General features: G+C 62.5%; 17 protein-coding genes. 1 reads left to right on the top strand and 16 read right to left on the bottom strand.

The window, feature by feature from the left end; translation table 11 throughout:
- Window positions 1-313: 313 nt before the first annotated feature.
- Complete coding sequence (locus tag TM49_RS00275) at window positions 314-5065, top strand: beta strand repeat-containing protein (RefSeq protein ID WP_144409409.1); 4752 nt, start codon at window positions 314-316, stop codon at window positions 5063-5065.
- Between the two features lie 139 nt (window positions 5066-5204).
- Here the strand turns inward: TM49_RS00275 and TM49_RS00270 are convergent, their stop codons facing one another.
- The 16 genes from TM49_RS00270 to TM49_RS00195 all read right to left on the bottom strand — a co-directional run bounded on the left by TM49_RS00270 (window position 5205) and on the right by TM49_RS00195 (window position 23844).
- Window positions 5205-6944 carry a M14 family metallopeptidase gene (locus tag TM49_RS00270; protein WP_045679037.1) on the bottom strand — a complete coding sequence of 580 codons (1740 nt, stop codon included), beginning with the start codon at window positions 6942-6944 and terminating at the stop codon, window positions 5205-5207.
- A complete protein-coding gene (locus TM49_RS00265) occupies window positions 6941-7798 on the bottom strand; it encodes an ABC transporter permease (RefSeq protein WP_045679036.1) in 858 nt (285 codons plus the stop codon). Before TM49_RS00265 ends, TM49_RS00270 begins: the two co-directional genes overlap by 4 nt.
- A 4-nt stretch (window positions 7799-7802) precedes the next feature.
- Window positions 7803-8726 (bottom strand): ABC transporter permease, encoded by a 924-nt coding sequence (locus tag TM49_RS00260; RefSeq protein WP_045679035.1) that lies wholly within the window; start codon window positions 8724-8726, stop codon window positions 7803-7805.
- Between the two features lie 82 nt (window positions 8727-8808).
- Window positions 8809-10341: an ABC transporter substrate-binding protein gene (locus TM49_RS00255; RefSeq protein ID WP_045679034.1), complete on the bottom strand. Its 1533-nt coding sequence runs from the start codon at window positions 10339-10341 to the stop codon at window positions 8809-8811.
- A gap of 33 nt (window positions 10342-10374) precedes the next feature.
- Window positions 10375-12195, bottom strand: coding sequence for an ABC transporter ATP-binding protein (locus tag TM49_RS00250; protein ID WP_144409408.1), 1821 nt, complete (start codon window positions 12193-12195; stop codon window positions 10375-10377).
- An 11-nt stretch (window positions 12196-12206) separates the two neighbouring features.
- Window positions 12207-12716: a winged helix DNA-binding protein gene (locus TM49_RS00245; RefSeq protein WP_144409645.1), complete on the bottom strand. Its 510-nt coding sequence runs from the start codon at window positions 12714-12716 to the stop codon at window positions 12207-12209.
- Window positions 12717-13024: 308 nt separating this feature from the next.
- The gene (locus TM49_RS00240) at window positions 13025-14029 is read right to left on the bottom strand and encodes a DUF1775 domain-containing protein (RefSeq protein WP_045679031.1); all 1005 of its coding nucleotides are present in this window, start codon (window positions 14027-14029) and stop codon (window positions 13025-13027) included.
- A gap of 56 nt (window positions 14030-14085) precedes the next feature.
- A complete protein-coding gene (locus TM49_RS00235) occupies window positions 14086-14442 on the bottom strand; it encodes a hypothetical protein (RefSeq protein ID WP_144409406.1) in 357 nt (118 codons plus the stop codon).
- A gap of 139 nt (window positions 14443-14581) precedes the next feature.
- A complete protein-coding gene (locus TM49_RS00230; RefSeq protein ID WP_045684522.1) occupies window positions 14582-15163 on the bottom strand; it encodes an HXXEE domain-containing protein in 582 nt (193 codons plus the stop codon).
- Between the two features lie 94 nt (window positions 15164-15257).
- Complete coding sequence (locus tag TM49_RS00225) at window positions 15258-15806, bottom strand: hypothetical protein (RefSeq protein WP_045679029.1); 549 nt, start codon at window positions 15804-15806, stop codon at window positions 15258-15260.
- 206 nt (window positions 15807-16012) lie between these two features.
- Complete coding sequence (locus TM49_RS00220) at window positions 16013-16672, bottom strand: outer membrane protein (protein ID WP_045679028.1); 660 nt, start codon at window positions 16670-16672, stop codon at window positions 16013-16015.
- A gap of 231 nt (window positions 16673-16903) precedes the next feature.
- On the bottom strand, window positions 16904-18265 hold the full coding sequence (locus TM49_RS00215) for a metallophosphoesterase (RefSeq protein WP_045679027.1): 1362 nt from the start codon (window positions 18263-18265) through the stop codon (window positions 16904-16906).
- Window positions 18266-18403: 138 nt separating this feature from the next.
- Window positions 18404-20227 carry a phosphogluconate dehydratase gene (edd, locus tag TM49_RS00210; RefSeq protein ID WP_045679026.1) on the bottom strand — a complete coding sequence of 608 codons (1824 nt, stop codon included), beginning with the start codon at window positions 20225-20227 and terminating at the stop codon, window positions 18404-18406.
- 51 nt (window positions 20228-20278) lie between these two features.
- Entirely contained in the window at window positions 20279-20977 is a 699-nt protein-coding gene (gene pgl / locus TM49_RS00205; RefSeq protein ID WP_045679025.1) for a 6-phosphogluconolactonase, read from the bottom strand.
- A gap of 22 nt (window positions 20978-20999) precedes the next feature.
- Window positions 21000-22472, bottom strand: a complete 1473-nt coding sequence (zwf, locus tag TM49_RS00200; protein ID WP_045684520.1) for a glucose-6-phosphate dehydrogenase — start codon at window positions 22470-22472, stop codon at window positions 21000-21002.
- Window positions 22473-22554: 82 nt separating this feature from the next.
- Complete coding sequence (locus tag TM49_RS00195; RefSeq protein ID WP_082074551.1) at window positions 22555-23844, bottom strand: NAD(P)/FAD-dependent oxidoreductase; 1290 nt, start codon at window positions 23842-23844, stop codon at window positions 22555-22557.
- Between the last annotated feature and the right edge of the window lie 52 nt (window positions 23845-23896).

The following is a 23896-nucleotide window of genomic DNA, read 5'->3' as shown; positions in this document are numbered from 1 at the left end:
ATCAATCTTCTGCGTCGGCGGAGCTTCGAATTATAGCCCAACCGCTGATCGGCCCGTTGGTGACGATTTCGCGCAACCATGGCGTTTGTGCCGTTCTGGTTTCTAGGTCGTGCAAAACTGACGCAAGGGTCGAATTTTATATATACATAAAATAATAATTAAGCTAATCCGCACTTAAGTATCGGCTTAAATGGAGGCGGAAGTGGCTATGGACTCGCGGAAATTCAGTGATTCGAACGCGGTTTTTTTCAAGAGGAAGGGATCGCTGATCACGCAGACTGCGCTTTCCGGCGTGTTTGCCATTGGAGCCGTGATGTTAGCGTCATCATCCTCGTTTTCGGCCGATCGAAGCTGGGACCTTTTTCCGACCAACGGCAATTTCGTCGTCGGCTCCAACTGGAGCGGAAACACGGCGCCTGGCGCCGCCGATAACGCAAACATCGGGGCGAGCTTTAACTCACCTTGGCTTGATCAGACCTATTCAGTCCAGTCGGTTTCGGTTTCCGGTGGGGGTAGTTTCACGATCCGCAACGGTGGCAACCTGACCGCAGACACGATGACGGTTGGTGGTGTTCTTAGCAGCATCACGATTGCAAGCGGCGGTGCGTTCAATGGCCAGGTCAGTGCAACTGGCGGAACCTTCACGAATTCCGGCACGGTGAACGGAGCGGCATCCATTTCCGGCGGCATTGCGACCAACAGCGGTTCGGTCACCGGTATGGTGACCAATTCCTCGATCGGCCTCGTTCTGGTCCCCGGCTTCACCAACGCCAGCGGCGGTTCGATCGGCGGGCTCACCAATTCCGGCATTGCCGTCAACGAGAACGGCGCTTCGATCGGCACGCTCTCCAACACCAATGGCACCTTCTCCAATTCCGGCACGGTCACCGGCACGACGTCCATCTCGGGTGGTGTTGTCACCAACAACAGCGATGGCGTCTTTGAAGGCGCCACGTCTATGACCGGTGGTATCACGACCAATAACGGCACGATCAACGGTGCCACGACGGTTTCGGGTGCGCTGACCAGCTTCACCAACAACGGCACGATCAACAACACGCTCGGCATCACCAGCGGCATTGTCACCAACAATGGCTCGGTGACGGGCATGGTGACCAATTCCTCGATCGGTATCATTGTGGCTCCGGGCTTCACCAATGCCAGCGGCGGTTCGATCGGTGGGCTCGCGAATTCCGGCATTGCCGTCAACGAGAATGGCGCTTCGATCGGCACGCTCTCCAATACCAATGGCACCTTCTCCAATTCCGGCACGGTCACCGGCACGACGTCCATCTCGGGCGGTGTGGTCACCAACAACAGCGATGGCGTCTTTGAAGGCGCCACGTCTATGACTGGTGGTATCACGACCAATAACGGCACGATCAACGGTGCCACGACGGTTTCGGGTGCGCTGACCAGCTTCACCAACAACGGCACGATCAACAACACGCTCGGCATCACCAGCGGCATTGTCACCAACAATGGCTCGGTGACGGGCATGGTGACCAATTCCTCGATCGGTATCGTTGTGGCTCCGGGCTTCACCAATGCCGGCGGAGGTTCGATCGGCGGGCTCTCCAATTCCGGCATTGCCGTCAACGAGAACGGCGCTTCGATCGGCACGCTCTCCAACACCAATGGCACCTTCTCCAATTCCGGCACGGTGACCGGCACGACGTCCATCTCGGGCGGTGTGGTCACCAACAACAGCGATGGCGTCTTTGAAGGCGCCACGTCTATGACCGGCGGCATCCTCACCAACAACGGCTCGATCGACAATACGCTCGGCATTACCGGCGGCGTTGCGACCAACAACGGGACGGTTGCCGGCATGGTGACCAATTCCTCGTTCGGCCTCGTTCTGGTGCCCGGCTTTACCAATGCCAGCGGCGGCTCTATCGGCGGGCTGACCAATTCCGGCATTGCCGTCAATGAGAACGGCGGGACAATCGGCACGCTCTCGAACACGGGCGGCGTGTTCACCAATTCCGGCACGGTGACCGGCACGACGACGGTCTCGGGTGGCGTGGTCACCAACACCAGCGACGGCGTCTTTGAAGGCGCAACGTCCATGACTGGCGGCATCACCACCAATAACGGCACGATCAACGGCGCAACGACGGTCTCGGGCGTGGCGACGACCTTCACCAACACCGGTACCATCGACAACACGCTTGGGGTTACCGGCGGGATCGTCACCAATACCGGTACCGTGACAGGTGCTACCGGCGTTTCCGGCGGGCTTCTGACCAACACCGGGACCATCGATAACACGCTTGGGGTCGCCGGCGGGGTTGTCATCAATACTGGTACTGTAACAGGTGCTACCGGCGTTTCCGCCGGGCTTCTGACCAACACCGGCACCATCGATAACACGCTTGGGATCACCGGAGGCGTTGTCGTCAATGCCGGTACCGTGACAGGCGCTGCCGGCATTTCCGGCGGGCTTTTGACCAACACCGGAACGCTCGAAAGCACACTCGACGTACTTGGTGGCTTTGTTGCCAACGAGGCCGGCGGCGATGTTGTCGGCCTGACGACGATCTATGACGGCGATGTCACCAATGGCTTGATCTCGGCTGCAAACTTCGGGACGGTCATCAACTATTCGACGGGAGACATCAATTCGAACGGGTTCACCAATGGCAGCTTCGGTCGTACGGAGGCGCTGGTGAACCACGGGTCCTCGGTCAACCTGATCGGCGGATCGATCGGAACGGCGACCAACAATGCCGGAACCTTCACCAACAGCGGCAGCATCGATGGCGCATTGGTCGTCAACGGCGGCACTGTCGACAACAACGGCAATGGTGTCTTGAACAACGGCACCGTCGGAGGCCTGACCACGATCAGCAATGACGGCCTGGTGACCAACAGCGGCACGCTTGCGGACGTGGTCAACGGTTCTTATGCCGGCGGCAGCGGCTCCGGCTTCGTCAACCAGGCCGGCGGCGTGGCCGGCGCGCTGACCAATAGTGGCGGTGCGACCAATGAAGCCGGCGGTACGCTTGCCTCGGTCCTGAACACGGCCGGTGTGTTTACCAATGCCGGTACCGTCACCGGCACGCTCGATGTCACCGGTGGTTCGGCAGACAATACGGGTTCTGTCGCGGGCCTGACCACGATCAGCAATGACGGCGTGGCGACCAATAGCGGGACGCTCGCGGATGTGGTCAACGGCTCGTTTGCCGGCGGCAGCGGCTTCGGTTTCGTGAACCAGAGCGGCGGGGTGGCCGGCGCGCTGACCAATAGCGGCGGCGCGACCAACATGGCCGGCGCCACGCTTGCCTCGGTGACCAACGATGCCGGTTACTTCACCAATGCCGGCACGGTGAGCGGTTCCGTGGCCGTCAATGCCGGCACGGCGGAGAATACCGGCCTCATCGGCGGTGCCGTCGATATCGCCGATAACGGCACGATGACCAACAGCGGCCAGATTGACGGGTTGACGACAAATGCCGGCCTGTTTGCAACCACTGGAACGCTGAATGGCGGCCTTGTGAACTCGGGCATTGCCAGCATCCGCGGTACGATCAACGGTGCGATCGAAAACAGCAGTCTGCTCGATGATACGTTCTCTCTGACCGGAGACCTTGTCGGCAACGGCACGCTCAGCAACCAGGGCACGTTCACGGCCTGGGGCGGCTACACGATCTCGGGCATCGATATTGACAATAGCGGAACGCTGAACGCGTCGAACTACAAGACCGATACCGGCGCCCTGAAGACTGCCGGAACGTCTGCAACGACGCTGACGGTCGACAGTGACATCACCCGCGGCGGCCGCATCGCGCTCGGGACCTATGCCGATACGACGACCGACCAGATCCAGGTGACCGGCGATTTCTCGGGCGGCGACTATGATCTGGCGCTCTACGGCCTCAACTATCTCGATACGCCGGAAGAGCGGACGCTGATCACCATTGACGGCACCTATTCGGCGTCGGTCGGCGACGTCTACGGTCTCGGCAATACCGCCAACCCCCTGATCGTCAACAGTGTCCGGGAAACCGCCAATTCGGTAATCCTGACGACGGCACTCGACATGACGCCGATCAGCGGCACCCTTGGCGGCATTTACGCGACCCAGGCCTTTACCGGGATCACCACGAACCGCTTCGACGACAGCTATGTCACCGCCGTCGATGGCGCAGGCAAGGGCTGCAGCCCGGGCACCTACACCCGCATGAACGGCGGCTCGCTGAACACCGCGTCGACGGCATCCTCCGCCGGCTCTGTCTCCGCGAAGACCGATTCCGACATATCGTTCGGCGGTGTGGAACTTGGTTTGGACTATGGTTGCTTCGACCTCGGGAAGGCGGGCGGCCAGGTGAACTTCGGTCTGCTCGGCGGTCTCAACTCCGGTTCGGTCAGCTCGAACGAAACGGTGGCGGGCATTGGCTACAGCGGTCAGAGCACCTTCGACCAGCAGTATTTCGGCGGCTACGCATCCTATCTTGCGGGCCCGTTCGTGGCCCAGTTGCGCACCACCTATGGCCGCACCGCCTATGACATCGACCAGATGCGGACGGCATCCGGGCTGTCGACGTCGGTCTTCGATCAGGACGGGTTTGATGCCAACCAGTACACCGCTTCGGGTTATCTGGCCTACGGCTTCAATATGGACCGCTTCACGCTGCTCCCGTCGATTGGCCTGTCCTATTCGAACAGCGTCTTCAACGACGACCTGCAGGTGGCCAGCGGCTCTCCGGCCCAGATTTCGTTTGACGATATGGAGACGCTTGTCGGCTCGATAGGTCTTGCGGCTTCGGCGTCGTTCACGCTTGACGACAACAGGGGCACGATCCAGCCGTTCCTGGCCGGGACCTATTACAACAACTTCGCCGACGATCCGACGGCTTATTACGTATCGTCTGCGGGCATCCGCACGCCGATCAACACGTCGACGGTCGACAATTACGGCGAAATCAGCGTGGGCTTCGACTACCTGACACCGCCGACGAGCGTGCTGCGTCAGGTTTCCGGCCAGGTCCGGGCTGATTTCCCTGTCGGCAAGGATGTCTCCGGCGCGCAGGTCTCGCTCTCGATGCGGGCGCAGTTCTAAAAGCCAATCCCGGTGAACGGGTGACCGGTTCACCGTCCGGACATGCGCAATACGACATAGTTGGACCGGCAGGACGTCATGCCCTGCCGGTCCATTTGCGTTTCAGTCGCCATCGGCGTCTTGTGGAGGCTGCCCGCTGTCAGCTTGCCTCCGGCAAAACCATATCCTGCCATGCCTCATAGGCGCCGAGCGCCGTCTCGAGCTGGGCCGTGTGGCCCTGGATAAAGGCGTCACCGTAGATGGTTTCGTCGGGATATTCGGTGATCAGCGTGAGCGGCACGCGGTGGCGGTCATCGACCGAGATCATCACCGGAAAGCCGTTGATCACAGGCCATGTCGGTGTGCCCGAATGGGCGATGTAGAGGTCGATCTGGCGGGCATTGAAGTCGACGAGGGCACGGTTTTGCCCAAGGCGTTCGGTGACCCTGTCGATCAGGGTGCGCGCCTGTTCCTCCCAGCCGGACTTGTGGCGCATGATCAGGAAGAAGCCCTTGGGCACGGTCCACATGGCGAAGCCGCGCGGCACATAGCCCGAAAGCGGCCGGGTCCATTCGTGCGCCGGATAGCCGTGCAGGTTGACGTGGAGGAGGGCGCCGCTGATCGCTTCGGCCTGGAAGCGGATGCCGGTCTCGAACGGCGCCTCGCGGGGGCGGTATTCGAGATCGTCGCCGAAGGCCGTGTAGCGGGCGGCATGGTGCATGTGGCGCGGGTTGTCGGCGCGAAGGCGGTTGTCGACCGCATAGCCGTCCGGGTTTTCGAGTGGCGAGATGGTGAAGTGGACGTTCGGCCGTTCGGCGAGCGCAAGGCCGGCCCGCAGCGCGCCGGCAATGCCCGTCACCTCGTTTGGATGCTGGCCGCCGCTGATCATCACCGGCCGGTCGCTGCCCCTGTGATAACGGGCCGAGACGGCGCGGCCGGCACGCGAGCGGGCGGCGAAGGCTTCGCCCTCGATCGTTTCGAGTTCCCTTCGCACGCGGGCTGCGGAGAACGGATTGGCGGCCGTGGCGACGGCCTCACCGGCGTCATCATCGGTCTCGTCCGCGTTGAGCGGACGCGTTTCCACCCGCACCCTTGCGGGACCGGCAGCGAAGCGGATTTCCGGCACGATCTGGCCGGGCCTCAGGCCCCGGTCGCCGAGCGGGCGGCCCGATCTCGTCTGAAATACCTCCAGAAGCGAAAAGTAAAAATCCTCGTGCAGGGCCTCGCGCAGGCTGATCAGCGCATCGCTCGGGGAAAGCGGCAGCCATTCGTCTTCGGCCGGCAGGCTGGCGGTGATGTTGAGTTCCTCGAAGAACGGCTCGGCGTCTCCCCATCGATGCGCGGCAATGGCCTGCATAGTCCGCGAGAACAGCGCTTCGTAATCGGTCTTGAGGCGCGCGCCTTCGGCGCCGTCGATGCTGAGCCAGCCGGTCGGCGACAGCACCTGCTCGCCGGCGAAATCGTCATGCAGCCGGTTCGGCGCGAATACCGCCTTCGTTTCGCTGCGGCCGTCGGACCAGCTCAGCACGACGGTATAGAAAAGATCGCTTCCATCCGTTGCGGGCGCGAAGGAGACTTTGGTGTCGCCCAGCAGGCCCGACAGCGGATAGGCTTCGAGCAGAAAACGGTTTTCGGGCGCTTCGGGGTGAACCGGATAGGTGATCGCCGCAGAGACGAGGCCATCGGTCCGGACGTCCTCGCTGAAGAAGTGGACCAGCGGCTTGTAGGCGCTGCGGAACCGGGCGGTGATACCCTTTGCCGCAAGTGTCTCCTCCGCTTTTCGGCGTGTTTCGGTGTCGGCGAAAACCCATGCCTCGACGGTCTTCGCGCTGCCATCGGCGAAACGGGCGACGAGGTTGTCGATGGTCGGTTCGAAGGTCTCTTCGAAGATCACGGTCATAGCGAGGTCTTTCCGGTCGGGTCGAGCAGGTCGCGCAGCCAGTCGCCGAGGAGGTTGAGGCCGAGAACGGTCAGCATGATGGCAAGGCCGGGGAAGACGCTGACCCACCAGGCGGTCTGCAGATAGGTACGGCCTTCCGCCAGCATCCCGCCCCAGGTCGGGATGGTCGGGTCGACGCCGAGGCCGAGGAAGGTCAGGCTGCTTTCAAGCAGAATGTTGGTCGCGACATTGAGCGTCATCAGCACGATGACCGGGCCGGTGAGGTTCGGCAGCAGGTGCTGAACGATGATCCGCCAGTTCTTCACACCGATCGCCCGGGCGGAGAGAATGAATTCGCGGTCGCGCAGCGCCAGCACCTGGCCGCGCACCAGCCGCGCATACTGGACCCATTGCGATATGATCAGCAGGATGATCGTGTTGAGCAGGCTGCCGCCGAGAATGGCGATGAAGGTGATTGCAAGCAGGATGAAGGGAAGCGCCAGCTGCACATCGGCAAAGCGCATCATCAGCGTATCGGTGATACCGCGATAATAGCCGGCGATGAGGCCCACCGCCACGCCGATGATCACCGCCCCGATGACCGAGGAGAAGCCGACAAGCAGGGAAAGCCGGCCACCGGCCACCACGCGCGCCAGCACATCGCGACCGAGCGGGTCCGTGCCGAAGGGATGGGCGAGGCTTGCGAATGGCGGCTTCAGCCGTGCCATCAGGTCGATCCTGTCGAAGCCGGCCGGAAACAGCACGTTGGCAAACAGCGCCGCGAGAACGATGACGGCGACCAGCGTGGCGCCGACGATGAACTCCGCGCCGAAACGCCGGGGCCTTCTTCTGGCTGTGGTCGTTGCTGTGGCCATGGTCTCACTCCGTGCGGATGCGCGGGTCGATCAGCCCGTAAGCGATATCGACCAGAAGGTTGACGGCGATGATCATCAGCGAAAGCACCATGATCGTCGCCTGAAGGACGGGATAGTCGCGGGCGCTGACGGCATCGAAGGCAAGCGTGCCCATGCCCGGCCAGTTGAACACCCGCTCGACAACAACAATGCCGCCGAGAAGCCCGCCGAACTGGAGGCCGAGATAGGTGACCAGCGGGATCGCGCAATTGCGCAGCGCGTGCTTGTAGAGCACGCGGGTCTCGCTCAGTCCCTTGGCACGGGCGACCATGATGTATTGCGAATTCAGCGTCTCGAGCATGGTGGTGCGCACCAGCCGCACATTCACCGCCGTCAGGATCACACCCATGGTGACCGAGGGCATGATGTAGCTCGTCCAGTCGCTCATGCCGCTGGGCGGCAGAAGGTTCCAGGTGATGCCGAAGACCAGCACCAGCATGATTGCCAGCCAGAAGTTCGGGAAGGACAGGCCGACGAGCGAAAGCACCCGGATGATCTGGTCGGCGAACCGGCCCCGGCTGGTCGCAGCCTTGATGCCGAGCGGTATGGAGATGACGACCGAGATCAGCATCGACCAGAAAGCGAGCGCCAGCGTGGCGGGAAGTGCTGTGGCGATCAACCTCGAGACCGGCGTGCCGCCAAGGAAGGAACGGCCGAAATCGAACGTCACCATGCCCTTCAGGAACTCGAAATACTGAACGAAGAACGGCCGATTGACGCCGAGCGCCTCGCGGATCCGTTCAAGGTCGGCCTCGGTGATGCTGCCGGCGCCCTGGGTCAGCATCAGCGCCGGATCGCCGGTCAGGCGGATGGCGAAGGAGACCAGCAGCGTGACGGCGAGCGTGGCGAAAATGGCCTGGAGCAGGCGCTTGATGATAAAGCCGGCCATGGGCGCGACCTCCGCTTGTTCGTGAACGGTGTCTCAACCGAAGCGAAACGGCGCCGCCCGGAGGCGGCGCCGGAAGAACGCCTTATTCGGCGATGCTGACATTGTTGAGCTTGATGCGGTTGTCCGGCGCCGGAACGAAGCCTTCGACCCGCTTGTTGATGCCGTAGATGCTGTTGAGGGCATAGAGCGGCATTTCCAGCGCCTGATCGGCAATGTATCCGGCGATCGCCTGCAGCTTCTTCTCGCGTTCGGCGACGTCGGTCATCGGGCGCTGTTCCTCCAGCATGGCATCGAGCGTCGTGTCATTGCCGTAGGGGTTCCACTTTTCGCCGGTGTGGTAAAGCAGGTAGGCGGTGTTGTCGTAGTCGAGCGTCCAGCCGCCCCAGCTCTGCTGGAACATCGCACCGGTCTTGCCCTGCGGAACGATGTCGTTCAGGAAAACGCTCGATTCATAAGGCTTCACGGTCGCCTTGATGCCGACCACCTGAAGATAGGCGGCAATCGCCTGTGCCACTTCATTCATGGTGGAGTTGCCGGCACGGATGTCGATCTGCACCTCGGCACCGGGCGCAACGCCCGCTTCCTCAAGCAGCTTCTTCGCGCCTTCCGGATCGTAGGGAAGCGGCTTCAGGTCCGGATCGTCGCCAAACGACAGCGCGCTCTGGAAGCTCGCGATTTCCGACGCCTCGCCACCAAGCAGCGAACTGATGATGGTGGCGCGATCGACGGCCATGGTCAGTGCCTTGCGCACGTTGGCATCCTTGGTGATGCCGTCGCGGGTGTTGTAGCGCAGGCCATAGACGGTCGGGCCGGTGGTCGACAGCACCTCAAGCTTGGAATCGCCCTCGACGACCGGGATCATGCTGATCGGCAGGTCTTCCATCAGGTCGACGCGGCCAGCCTGGAGCTCGGCAACGGCGGTGGCGGATTCGGCGATGAAGCGATACTGCAATTCCGAAAGCTTCGGCGCGCCGCCCCAGTAGTCCGGGTTGGCCTCGAGGTCGAGATCGACCTTCGGATTGTAGGAAACGAACTTGAACGGACCGGTGCCGACGGGATGGGTGTTGAAATACTCGTCGCCGTTTTCCTCGAGATATTTCGGCGGCACGATCATCGCGCCGTAGCCGGCAAGCTTGGTGAGCAGCACTGGATCGGGGGCGGTCAGGTGGAAGTCCACGGTGTTCTCGTCGATCACCTCGACGCTTTCGATCGAGGTGTAGTTGGCGCGCTGCGGGCCCTTGGCACCTTCATCGCCGAGCAGGCGGTCGAAGGTGTATTTCACGGCGTCGGCATTGAAGGGCTCGCCGTCATGGAAGGTCACTCCCTCGCGCAGGCTGAAGCGGATGCGTTTGCCATCGTCCAGAACGTCCCAGCTTGTCGCGAGACCCGGGCCGAGTTTCGCGTTCTCGTCGCGATAGGTCAGGCCGTCGAAGATGTTGGAGCCGACGGCGCCCCATGCGACCAGGAATGTATCGATCGGATCCCAGCTGCCGGGATCGAGTGCGATCGCGACGGTCATCTTGCCGTCGGCAAGCGAGGGGGAGGCGGTGGCGGCGAGGCCGGCGAGTGCCACCAGCGCAGAGGCGGCGGTGGTCTTGAAGACGGATTTCAGCATGTTGTTATCCCTTCCGGATGCGGAGTTGAAGCTTCACATTGCGACGAAATGGCCGGGGTTGATCTCGCGGTGGACGAGGATCTCCGGCTCGTTGCCCACGGCCCGGATCGGGCTCGGGATTTCCTTGTCATTGACCGCGACAGGATTGCGCCGCGCCGGATCGGCCACCGGAACGGCGGCGAGCAGGCTCTGCGTGTAGGCATGTTGCGGGGTCTCGAACACCTGCCGGCGGCTGCCGAACTCGACCACCTGGCCGAGATAGAGCACGGCGACGCGGTGGCTGATCTGTTCGACCACGGCCATGTCGTGGCTGATGAACAGATAGGCGAGGCCGCGTTCGGCCTGCAGGTCCATGAACAGGTTGATGATCTGCGCCTGCACCGAGACGTCGAGCGCCGACAGCGCTTCGTCGGCGATGATCAGTTCCGGGTCGGAGGCGAGCGCGCGGGCGATGCAGATGCGCTGGCGCTGGCCGCCGGAAAATTCGTGCGGGAAACGGCGGGCGTGATCTGCGGAAAGGCCGACGCGCTCGAGAAGCGCATGGACGCGCTTTTCAATCGCGGCCTCATCGCCGAGAAGCCCATGAGTGCGGATCGGTTCGGAAATCGAGAAGCCGACCGTGCGACGCGGATCGAGCGAGGCGAAGGGATCCTGGAAGATATATTGGACCTTCCGCTGCAGCATGCGTTTTTGCCCGGCGCTCATCGCGGAGAGGGGCTTGCCGTCATAGATGACGCTGCCGGAATTCGATGCCTGCAGTTGCTGGATGGTGCGGCCGATCGTCGATTTGCCCGAGCCGCTTTCGCCGACCAGCGCCAGTGTTTCTCCGGCGTGGATATCGAAGGTGACCTTTTCGACCGCGTGAACCCGGTGGGTCGGGCGGCCGAGCAGGGTCTTCTTCACATCGAAGCGGACAACGAGGTCCTTGACCGAAAGCAGCGGCTTGTCGGCGAAGCGGGCGGTGTCCTGGACGCGGGTCTCGCCGTCGGTGCGCAGTCCCTTCTCGTCGAACAGGGTAACGGGCAGGCGCTTCGGAAAATCTTCACCCGTCATCGCGCCAAGCTTCGGCACGGCCGAAAGCAGCGCCTTGGTGTAGGGATGCTGCGGGTTTTCGAAGATGCCCTCGACGGATTGCTCCTCGACCTTGCGCCCCTTGCGCATGACGATGACGTCGTCGGCCATTTCGGCGACCACGCCCATATCGTGGGTGATGAAGATGATCGCCATGCCGAGGCGCGCCTTGAGGTCGCGCAGGATCGCCAGGATCTGGGCCTGGATGGTGACATCGAGCGCGGTCGTCGGCTCGTCTGCGATCAGCAGTTTCGGCCGGCAGGCAAGCGCCATGGCGATCATCACGCGCTGGCGCATGCCGCCGGAAAGCTGATGCGGATAGCGGTGCACCAGCCGTTCGGCATCACCGAGGCGGACCATCTTCAAAAGCCGCACGGCTTCGTCGAGCGCCTGTTTGCGGCCCATTTCCTCATGCAGCATCAGCACTTCGGCAATCTGGTCGCCGATCGTATAGACCGGGTTGAGCGAGGTCATCGGCTCCTGGAAGATCATCGCGATCTCCTTGCCGCGGATCGCGCGCATGCGCTTTTGCGACAGCGTCAGCAGGTCGGTCTCCTTGCCGTCGCCGGAAAAGACGATGCGCCCGCTCGGATAATGCGCACCGAGCATGTCGGCAAGGCGGAGGGTGGAAAGCGAGGTGATCGACTTGCCGGAGCCGCTCTCGCCGACGATGGCGAGTGTCCGTCCCGGTTTTACCGAAAAGCTCAACTCCTCGACCACGCGGTTTTCGCCAAAGGCGACCGTGAGGTTTTCGACGCTCAGCAGCGGGTGTTCTGCGCTCACGGTTTCGCCTTTCAGAATGTCGCCGCGGCGCGGCCGGACTGGGCATAGGCGCCGGACATGAAGCGCAGCACGGAAGCGAGCTGCGACAGCACCTCCTCGGACGGGCGCGTGTCGGCGGTCGATTCGACGAGAAGCCGCTCGCGGATCTGGGCATAACGGTCGCAGGCGGCTGCGCCCTTGTCGCTGATCTTGACCATCTTCTCGTTGCGGCGCTTGCTGCTGGTCAAAAGACCGGCGGCCTCAAGCTTGCGGATCGCATAGGTCGCGACATGGGTGTCCTCGATGTCGAGCACATGGCAGATGTCGGCGAGCTTCTTCTCGCGGCCGCGATGGCGGATCGAGTGCAGGATCAGCACTTCGATGGGCGATAGGCCGGGCAGACCTGCCGCCGCCATGCAGCGCACCATCCAGCGCGAAAAGGCATGTGAGGCGAGGATCAGACCGTATTCGACCTCGGACAATCCCGGTGAGCCGCCCGCAGCGAGATGCTGTGACGAGACGACCGGGCCAAGTGCGATCAATGCGGATTCTTCGTCCGCAAAGCCATTGAAATCGGCCTGCGGTTGCTTGTTGGGCTTCAAAAGCGCCTCCGGTTCCCCATCCCGGCGTGGTGTCGCCGATGACGATTTGTCTTCAGTTTGTCGACATATTATCGGTTATGTGCGTTCTGTCAAAGGGGGATGTGGATAGCGTGACCGATCGCCGCAAACACGCTCCGCCATCGCGCCCAACGGCGCTGCACAATATTGCCGGGGCGTGGACAACGAGAGACGGCCGGACTGTGTCCGGCCGTTCGCATGGGGAAGATCAACTGGAGTGGGGCCCGTTCCTATTGGCCGTGATCCATGTTGCCATGGTTCATACCGGCCTCCGGGCCGGCGTCCTTGGCCGCAATGCCCCTGACGGGGAACGGCACGATGACCGTGCCGGCCTTTTCGAAGGTCAGTTCGACGTCGACGGTGCTGCCCTCGACCATTGGGCCGTTGAGCTGCATGAACATCACATGCATGCCGCCGGGGGCAAGCGTCACGCTCTCGTGGGCGGGGACAGGCACGCCGTCGGTCATCTGGTACATCTTCATCACATCGCCATCCATGCGCATGTTGTGAAGCTGCAGGTCGCCGGCGGCATCGGAGGATGCGGCAACGAGGCGGTCATTGGTTTCGCCCTTGTTGGTGATCGTGAGGAAGCCGCCGCCCACCGGAGCGCCCGGAAGGGTCGCACGGGCAAAGGCGCCGGTGATGTCGAGATCACCCACCGTAATGCCATTGGGCATGGCATGATCCATGTCGTGCGCCATCTCGCCATGGCTGGCGTGGGCGTCGTTATCGGCGACTGCGGTCACGATCAGCTTCGGCGCGGGTTCACCGCCGTCTTCGCCGGTCCAGTGATTGGCGCTGCCATCGGCGCAAAGCTGTTCAGTCGGAAAAGTCAGCACCGTCTCGGGCGCGATATCGGCCGAAAGCGAGCCGCTCATCACGAACTCGTCGTAAAAGGCATCCGGCAGATTGCCGCCTGTCCAGACGACCTCGGTAACCCCTTCGCTCACCGGAGTGCCGTGGTTCATGTAGGTTTCGGCGTAGGGACCGTTGACGGTCTCAAGCGTCCAGCCGGCATGCGGCATCGGCTTGACGCTATAATAGCCTTCCGGAACCTTGACGCGGATTTCGGTCGTTGCGGCGCCGTCGCAGCCATGCGGCACGCGGACGACGGCCTTGTAGCTGCTGCCGGCGGCGGCCGTGCCGGTCTCGAGCGTCATATGGGCATTGGCGGTGGAAAGGCCGACCAGGCTGATCGCACCTGCCCACGCGAGGCGGTTCATGAAAAGGTTCATGGGAAACTCCGTTTGCAATTGTCTTGATTGTCTGGCCGGGAACGGCCGGGTTCAGATCAGACGGCAAACGGCGGTGCGCGCGGATTGTAGTGAGGTGTCCGGATGGGTCGCAGCGCAGTCTCGCCCGTCACCGCATAGACGACGGCGATAAAGCGGCCATAGGCGGGAGCGGCGATGTCGGAAGGCGGCGGCAGGATGGCCGGCTTTTCCCGGCAGGCGTGGCAAGGGCCGTGATCGGCATGGCCTTGATCGCCGATGTCGCCGCAGATGATTGCGCTGGAAACCAGCGTCCTGACACCATCCTGATGAAGAATCGTCGGCAGATAGGGCTGGTAGACGAAGGTCAGCGCAAAGACGGCGATCACGGCCAGTGCCGCCGCCAGCTCCCGCATCGCTGCCTTCATTCCCCGCAAGCCGAACCCTCCCCATCACTCCGCCGCCTGCAGCAGGCGCATCGCACGCAAAATCTGGCAGGACAGGAATGGAAACCGCACGTTATTGCAACTTGTCAATTTGACGCAAGGAAAATGCGGGGGGCGGCCGGGGCGAGCCTCAGCCCTCGGCGGCCGCGGCCATATGACGGTAGCGCCAGCCGGCTTGCGCCATGATGGCAATGTGGATGGCAATGGCAAAGGCCAGGCCCAGAGCGTGGTACCCCAGCGTGACCTCCGGCATGTTCGCGGCAACGATTAATGCCGCGATGCTCAACGGCAGGAACAGGAGAATTGCGGTGACGAGGCCCGGATTGTAGCACCGCAGCCGCAGGGTGGTCACGATGTGCAGGACGGCATTGACCAGCAGCAGGTAGGGGGCGACGAGGCCGAGGCCCGGCGCCACGAAAGCGGCCGCGTAGAAGGCGATCAGGTTTACGCCCCAGACGGCCGGCAGATTGACAATGATGATATCGACCGGCCGCATCACCTCTTTGCCGCCGAACATCCTGTCATTGGCGAAGCTGCGAAAGCGGTCACCGGAGTGTTCCTCGAACTGGTGGAACATGTAGATGGGTATGTGCAGATAGATGAGGGTCAGGAAAGCAGAAAACGAAACGGCAATGGCCGGCGCAAGCGCGATAAAGCCGCAAGCCATGAACAGCGCCGAAGCAACCCATCGCCTTGCCAGCCAGTCAACCATCACCATCCCCCCGGTTGGATCTCACCGATGGCTGACGGTGCATGAAGGGGGGCCGGAATGCAAGCCGCGAAGGGGCGGAAGCTGTCCCTTCGGATCAGGCGCAGGCCTCGACATAGCCAAGCACGGGCATGGTTCCGACATGGATCAGCCGAACATTGCCGTCGCTGCCGATCTCGAAGCGCAGGGCCGGGTCGCCGCTTTCGGCGTTCGGTGCGGTGAGGTATTTGGCCGGTGCCGCCTCGTATTTGTGTGGGGTTTCGCGGAAGCCGGCAAACCACTTGCGGACATCGGCTTCGCTCGCGCCGACGCCGATGCCCTCGAAAAGCCGGACATCCGATCGCTGGCCGACGGTGATCCGGTGCACCTTGCCATCGGTGACGATCGCATAAACGCCGGGATAGTCCGGCGAGGTGACCGTCCGGCAGGCTTCGCTGGTCTGCGCGCCCCGTTCCTTCCAGCTGCTGCCGGCGGGAACCGGCTCTCCGATCTTCAGCGATCCGAGGCCGTCAAGGCCGATGGTCCTGGAGGGAGCTGCCTGCTCCGCGACCGGGGCCACTGCGGTGTTGCCGGCCTGTGGGGCGGGGGAACATGCGGAAAGCGCGATGATGATGCCTGTGACCGCGGCGGCGGATAAATGTTTCATGCCGGGTAAACGCGAGGTCTGCCGCCGGGTTCCGCCGGTTCACACGACTGTCACGCCTTTCATCGGGCCGGGAGGTCAGTCTTCGAGCCAAAAAAAAAGCCCACCAGTCAGAAACTGGCGGGCCTTTTCCGTTTTTCCGGCGCGGGAGGGGGAGGAGATCGCTGCCGGAAAAGCGTGGGTCAGGCCGGCATTGCCGGCCCGTCCAATCAGAACTTGTAGCCGACGCGTGCCATGACGCGGTTCGACGTGAAGTCCTTGCCTTCGAGGCCGTTGTCGAAGTCCTTCTTGCCGAAGTCGGTGTAGCGGTACTCAAGACCACCGAACACGTTCTTCGAGAAGGCATAGTCGAGGCCGACGCCAGCGGTCCAGCCGTTGAAGGCTTCGTTCTGGTCGGTGCCAGCACCGTCAACATAGCCGTTGGCAATGGCCCAGCCGCCCGTTGCGTAAAGCAGGGCGTTGTCGAACGCGTAACCGAGACGGGCGCGGATCGAGCCTTCCCAGTCGGAGCCAATCTTGTACTCAACGCCACCCGGATAGAACTTCTGTTCGTTCCAGGCGTAGTCGAGTTCACCTTCGGCACCGAGAACGATGTTGTTCGAGAACTGGTAGTTATAGCCAGCGAAACCGCCGAGCTTGCCACCGTTGAGATCCTCAGAACCGGTGTTAACACCGTTGACATACGGGTCAACCGTTGCCCAGTCGTAGCCAGCGGTGCCACCGAGGTAGAAACCGGTCCAGCTGAACGTCTGCGGAATGACCTGCGGAGCAACATAGGGCTCGCTCGGCGGGGTCATAACGACGTCCGCGGCTTCTGCTGCGGCCGACATCGCGATAAGGGCGGCGGAAGCGAGAAGAATTTTTTTCATGACTGTACTCCTTCGTTACATTCGATGCAGGGTAAATGGGTTGAGAGATCAATCGTTCAATTAAAAACGGCCCGCGATGACGAATTCCGATGATTGCTGTTGCCGGAATGTTACACCCTCGAGGCCCTCAAACGATCGCCGCCTACCCCGCAAACGAAAAGGGCCGGGAAATTGTTTCCCGTGCCCTGCCGATTAATTTTGCGGTATGTTTTTTTGATGTGTTGCTTGTGGCTATTTCATGGCTGCCAGGGTGACGGACTTCACGTTCATGTCGTCTATGTCAGAGAACGTGAGGTCGTCGCGACCGAAGTAGTTCTTGGCATTGGTCGCCGACCAGTCATTGCAGACCAGAACGAACGTGTCCTTCCCCTCAGCCGCAGGCGCCGCGTAGAGATAATCGCCGGTCCGCTTGTCGAAGGGAAAGTCGCCGAACTGGTTGCAGCGCTCCAGGATCTGCCGGAGGGTTTCGGCATCGACCGTCGCCTGCTTCAGCGTGCCATCGAAGCGCACCGAGGAATCAAAGGCATAGCGGCTGACGGAACCCTGCGGCAGGCCGGCCCCAAAGGTGGTGTGGCCGATGAAGCCGATGTCGGCTCCGGCGGCTTCCGCCATCGCCGCGGCGACGAACAGGCCGGTCTCGTCATTGCTGAGCGCCTTCCCGGTCGTGCCGACCACGGTGGTGTCATCCGCGGTCAGGTGCGCGGCCATGACGGCCGGGATCAGCTCTGCGAGCCTCTCAGATGCCGGGGCTTCGGCGTCGATGTCGAGGCGGGTGAAGCTTGCCGGAGCGCCGGCGGCCGGGATGGTGGCGACCGTGCAGGCCGTCGACCAGCAGCCGGTGTGCAGGTAGCGCGTATCGCCATCGCTGTGCTCGATGTTGAGGTGATCGTGGCCGCCGATCATCAGCGTGCCGTCGGGCAGCATCGGCAGGATCGCCTTGTCGGGAACAACGCCCGCATGGCTGAGGACAATGTTGACCTCACCATCCTTGAGCTGGTCCGCCAGATTGTCCTTCGCCCATTGCACCGGTTCCGGGATCGAAAGCTGATCGCGGGTCGGCTTGGGATAGGTGAAAAGATTGTCGACGCCGAGCGCGGCAAAGTTGACAGTCTTGCCATCGACATCAAGGCTTGCCGAGGCCGGTGCGTAGAGGGCGCCGGTGCGCGTGTCGGATATGTTGGTGAGCACGGTGATACCGAGCTGTTGCGCCCGGCTGACGAAATGGGCGAGATCGTTGTCGATGTCGGCCTCGTGGTTGCCGATATTGAAGACGACCGGCGCGGTTTCCGCGAGCGCCTCGAGGAAGGCCCAGTCGATTTCGCCGCTCGACCGGCTTGCGACGATGTTGCCGCTCTCGAAGAGGTCGCCATTGATGATGATGACGGACGGGTTGCCGCTGGCGGCAACACGGTCCTCTACGGCGGCGAGCAGCTGGCCGGTGCGCTCATAGGCCGAGTGCAGGTCGGCCATCACGATGAAATCGATACCTGCCTGGAAGGCGCGGGCAGGGGCGACAAGGCCCGCAAAGGGCATGATGGCGGCCGAGGCCATGAGCTGGAGCGCCGAACGGCGCCGGATCGGAAAAACGGTCATCGAATATCTCCGGAAAACGGGCTGTGAAAAATCCGCCCCGTCTATACGTCGGCGCGATGATGGTGCGATGACATTTGAGCAAAACAAAACCGGCGCGACAAGTCATCGCGCCGGCCGTTATTTTCAGGTGTAAAGGTCTCAGCCGAAGACGACGCTCGCGCCCTGGTCGGCGGTGCCGACGTGGTGGCGGAACGGCGCAAACAGCTCCCGGCCCATGCCGAACTCGTTGCCCGAAAGATCGGCGGTAGCCACCTCCCTTGCCGCAAAGGTCTCGGCGTCAACCAGCACTTCCAGCGTGCCGGTCTCGGCGTCGAGCCGCAGCATGTCGCCATCCTGGATTTTGGCGATCGGACCGCCGTCCTTGGCTTCCGGTGTCACGTGAATGGCGGCCGGAACCTTGCCGGAGGCGCCGGACATGCGGCCATCGGTAACGAGGGCGACCTTGTAGCCGCGATCCTGCAGCACGCCGAGCGGCGGGGTCAGCCGGTGAAGTTCCGGCATGCCGTTCGATTTCGGACCCTGGAAACGCACAACGGCGATGAAATCGCGGTTGAGCTCGCCGGCCTTGAAGGCATCCTGCAGCGCCTGCTGATCGTGGAACACGATCGCCGGGGCCTCGATCAGTCGCCGTTCCGGCTTGACCGCGGAAATCTTGATCACCGCCTTGCCGACATTGCCGGTCAGCATCTTCAGGCCGCCATTCGGCTGGAACGGCTTGTCGTGGGTGGTGAGCACCTTCGGATCGGCACTCGGGCCATCATCGATCGGCTCGCGCTTGACGGTGCCGTCCTCGCCGAGCTTCACGTCGATCGCATAGGCCTCCATGCCCTCGCCGAAGACGGTGCGGACATCGTCATGCAGGAAACCGGCCTTGAGAAGCTGGCGGATGAGGTAGCCCATGCCGCCGGCGGCGTGGAAGTGGTTCACGTCGGCAAGTCCGTTCGGATAGACGCGGGCGAGCAGCGGCACGATGTCGGAGAGGTCGGAGATGTCCTGCCAGGTGAGCTGGATGCCGGCCGCACGCGCCATCGCGATCAGGTGCATGGTGTGGTTGGTGGAGCCGCCCGTCGCATGCAGGCCGACGACGCCGTTGACGATCGAACGCTCATCGATCATCTGGCCGACCGGGGTGAATTCGTTACCGCCGGCAGTAATCGCCAGCGCCCGCTTCGCCGCTTCCTTGGTCAGCGCGTCGCGCAGCGGCGTGTTCGGATTGATGAACGAGGAACCCGGCATGTGCAGGCCCATCATTTCCATCAGCATCTGGTTGGAGTTGGCGGTGCCGTAGAAGGTGCAGGTGCCGGGACCGTGATAGGACTTCGATTCCGATTCCAGCAGTTCCTTGCGGCCGACCTTGCCTTCGGCATAGAGCTGGCGGATGTGGGACTTTTCGTCATTACCCTGGCCGGTGGTCATCGGCCCGGCCGGAATGAAGATCGTCGGCAGGTGGCCGAAGGTCAGCGCCGCCATCACGAGGCCGGGCACGATCTTGTCGCAGACGCCGAGGAAGACAGCGGCGTCAAACATATTGTGCGACAGGCCGACGGCAGCGGCCATGGCGATTAGGTCGCGCGAAAACAGCGACAGTTCCATGCCCGGCTGGCCCTGGGTGACGCCGTCGCACATGGCGGGTACACCGCCTGCAACCTGGGCCACGCCGCCGGCCTCACGCGCGGCGTCGCGGATCATCGCCGGATAGGTCTCGAACGGCTGATGCGCCGAGAGCATGTCGTTATAGGCGGTGATGATGCCGAGATTGGGAACGGTATCGCCCGAAAGCGCGACCTTCTCGGCGGGGGAACAGACGGCAAAGCCGTGGGCAAGGTTGCCGCAGGACAGAACCGAGCGGTGGACGCCTTGTGCGACCGCCTGGGAGACACGGTCGAGATAGGCTTCTCGGGTGGGTTTGGACCGCTCGATGATACGGGCGGTGATCTCTGCTATGCGGGGATCGGCGGTCATGGGCTTTTCCTGTTTTCGGAATGAAACAGCGGAAGGCGCCCGGCAGTGATGTCAGGGCGCCCAGTAGATGTCCACGGGGGACGTGGCCCGCTTCAGAACGGCGCGGATGGGCATTTCCGCCTCGTCGTTCCCGTCGAGGGCCTTTTCAAGAACCTCCTTCTTCTCGGCACCTTCGACGTGCAGGACCAGAAGGCCGGCATTCTCGAGGCTGGAGAAGGTGAAGGTCAGACGCGCTTCGCCGGCGCCTTCGGCATGCATGGCCATCACGCCGGCGGGCGTCGACATGTCGAGCGCCTTGCCGAGCGTATCGCCTCCGGGGAAGAACGAGGCCGTGTGGCCATCGGTTCCCATGCCGAGCACCACCACATCAAAGGGAAGGCTCGCGGCCGACACCTTGTTGGTGACGATCTCGGCGGCTTCCTCTGCGGTGTTGACGGCCTGATAGAGCGGAATGAAGCGGGCCGCTGCCGCCGGTCCGACAAGCAGGTTTTCCTTCACCAGCTTGTGGTTGGAGCGCGGATTGTCTTCCGGCACGAAGCGCTCGTCGACGAGCGTGATCGCGACCTTTTCCCAGTCGATCGGCTTTTCGGACAAGGCCCGGAAGAAGCCTTTCGGCGTCGAGCCGCCGGAGACGGCGATCGAAGCCGTCCCCTTTTCGGCGACAGCTTCGGAAAGCTTGTCCGCGACGGCTGTGGCGAGGGCAAGGGCCAGTTCCGCGCCGCTTTCGAATGTATGCATCATCGTGGTCATGATAGTCCTTCGCGGGAAGCCCTTATTGCGGCTCGTGCCAGGTGCGGCCGTCGCGTTCGATAAGCGCGATTGCCTTCGACGGACCCCAGGTGCCGGCGGTGTAACCCTGCACCGGCTGGCTGGTCTCGTCCCAGGCCTTCAGGATCGGATCAACCCATTTCCAGGCTTCCTCGACTTCGTCGCGGCGCATGAACAGCGTCTGGTTGTCGCGGATGACATCGAGCAGCAGGCGCTCGTAGGCGTCCGGATTGCGCACGTCGAAAGCCTGGGCGAAGCTCATGTCGAGCGCGACCTGGCGCAGGCGCATGCCGCCCGGGCCCGGCGACTTGATCATCAGCCACTGCTTCACGCCCTCGTCCGGCTGCAGGCGCAGCACGAGCTGGTTGGAGGAGATGCGACCGGCATTCGGCTCGAAGATCGAATGCGGGATCTGCTTGAAGGTGATGACAATTTCGGAAACACGGCTGGCAAGCCGCTTGCCGGTGCGGATGTAGAAGGGAACACCGGCCCAGCGCCAGTTCTCGACCTCGGCCTTGATGGCAACGAAGGTCTCGGTGTTGGATTCGTCGCCGAGCTCCTCGAGGTAGCCCTTCACCGGGCCGCCCTTGGAGGCGCCGGCGCGATACTGGCCGCGCACGGTCAGGTAACCGGCATTGTCGGCATTGATCGGCTTCAGAGAGCGCAGCACCTTGAGCTTCTCGTCGCGCACGGCCTCCGAATCCATCGAATACGGAGTTTCCATGGCCACCATGCAAAGCACGTTCAGAATGTGGTTCTGCACCATGTCGCGCAGCGCGCCGGACTTGTCGTAGTAACCTGCGCGGCCCTCGAGCCCGACTTCCTCGCCGACCGTGATCTGCACGTGGTCGATGTGGTTGGCGTTCCACAGCGGCTCGTAGAGCGCGTTGGCAAAGCGCAGCGCCATCAGGTTCTGCACGGTTTCCTTGCCGAGATAATGGTCGATACGGAAGACCTGCTCCTCGTGGAAGACCTTGCCGATCATGTTGTTGAGCGCCAGGGCCGACTCGAGGTCGCGGCCGAGCGGCTTCTCGACGACGATGCGGGTGTGCTTGGTGATCAGCTTGTGATCGCGCACGCCGTCGCAGATCGGGCCGAAAATGCTGGGTGCAACGGCAAGATAGAAGGCGCGGACGCGCTCCTTGCCATCATCGAGCATCTTCTTCAGCGCGTCCCAGCCCTTGTTGGTCGTTGCGTCGACCGGAACATATTCGATGCGGGCGAGGAACTTGGCGACCTGGTCGTCGTCATATTCGCCGCGCTTGAGATGTTCCTTCAGCGCCTTCTGGGCGTGCTTGCGGAAATCGTCAGAGGTCAGCTCCGAGCGCGAACAGCCGATGATCCGGGTCGGCTCGGTGAACTGCCCGGCGATCTGCCGGTGATAGAGCGCCGGCAGCAGTTTGCGTTCCGTAAGGTCGCCCGTCGCACCGAAGACGACGTAGTCAAAGGGTTCGACGGGGATAATTTGACTGCTCATGGTCGTTTCTTCCAATCGTCAATAGCTGCGCGTGTTGTATCAAATCGATTTAAAAAAGCCAGTCCGAATCCTGCAATTTCCTTCAAAACCGGTCGCGCAGGGCAAACCAGGTCAATGCCAGGAACAGAAGTGGCTTTCTGAGCGGCCCGCCGCCCGGGAATGCCGGGACGTCAAGATCGCGGTAGAGATCGAGATCCTGAGAACGTCCCAATATCTCTTCTGCATACAGCTTGCCACAGTAATTTGACAGCATCAGCCCGTGCCCGGAAAAACCGCCGATCGAGGTCACGCCGGGCATGATTTCCTCGACGAGCGGATGGCGGGGCAGGGTGATGCCCACCGAACCGCCCCAGGCATGGGTGATCTCGATCTTGGCAAGCGAGGGATAGATCTCCGCGATCTGGCGGTAGAGATGACGTGTGATGTCCTTCGGATCGTTGGCGGTATAGGCCTCGCGGCCGCCAAACAGCAGTTCGCCCGTCGGCGTCTTGCGGAAATAGCGCACCACGAAACGGCTGTCGTCGACCGATTCTCCACCCGGGAGGACATTCTTGCTCTTCGGCACGGGCACTGTCGCGCCGATAAACGAGCGGATCGGCATGATCTTTGCCGCCGTCCTCGGGTCGAGGTGCTCCTCGATATAGCCATTGCAGGCGATCAGGACACGTTCGGCGGAAATCGTGCCGCGCTCGGTCTCGACGGCGATGCGGCCATCGGCGCGGTCAATGTTGAGCGCCTTGGTCTGCTCGAACAGCCGAGCGCCGGCCTTGGCTGCAGCCTTTGCCGTTCCGACCAAGAGCTTCAACGGATGGATATGACCGGTGCCGATATCGCGGATGCCGCAAAAAAACCGCTCGGAGCCCAGCCGCTCCGCCGTTTCCTGCCGGCTCATGAAGGAGAGGTGGGGATAGTCGTAGCGATCGGCCAGCGCATCGATATGGTGGCGATAGCTGTCTTCCATGCCGCGCTTGTGGGCAACGGTCAGCTGGCCCGGCCGGAAGTCGACATCGATCTTGTGGGCGCGGGCGAAGTCGAGAAGGTGCGATTTGGCGTCTTCGGCCAGCTTGAAGAAGGCATGGGATCTCGCCTGTCCGAGCTTGGTCTCCATCTCCTCCGGCCACCAGTGCTGGCCGGTGCCAAGCTGGCCGCCATTGCGCCCCGAAGCGCCATCACCAAAACGTGCGGCATCGACAAGCACCACGTCGACACCGTTGGCGGCAAGCTGGTAGGCCGCCTGCAAGCCGGTATAGCCGCCGCCGACAATGGCGACATCGGCACTCACCGAACCGTCCAGCATCGGGTAGGTCGGCCGGTCCTTCAGCGTGACCTGATACCACGAAAGGCCAGGGGCGATCGGGCTTTGCCATTCCATGGGTGCTCTTCTCCGGTCTTTTTCTGTAAGCGCAATCGAATCCATGCCGTCA

Origin of the sequence: Martelella endophytica, assembly GCF_000960975.1 — a bacterium.
GTDB lineage: Bacteria > Pseudomonadota > Alphaproteobacteria > Rhizobiales > Rhizobiaceae > Martelella > Martelella endophytica.
This window is presented reverse-complemented; position numbering and strand designations above follow the sequence as displayed.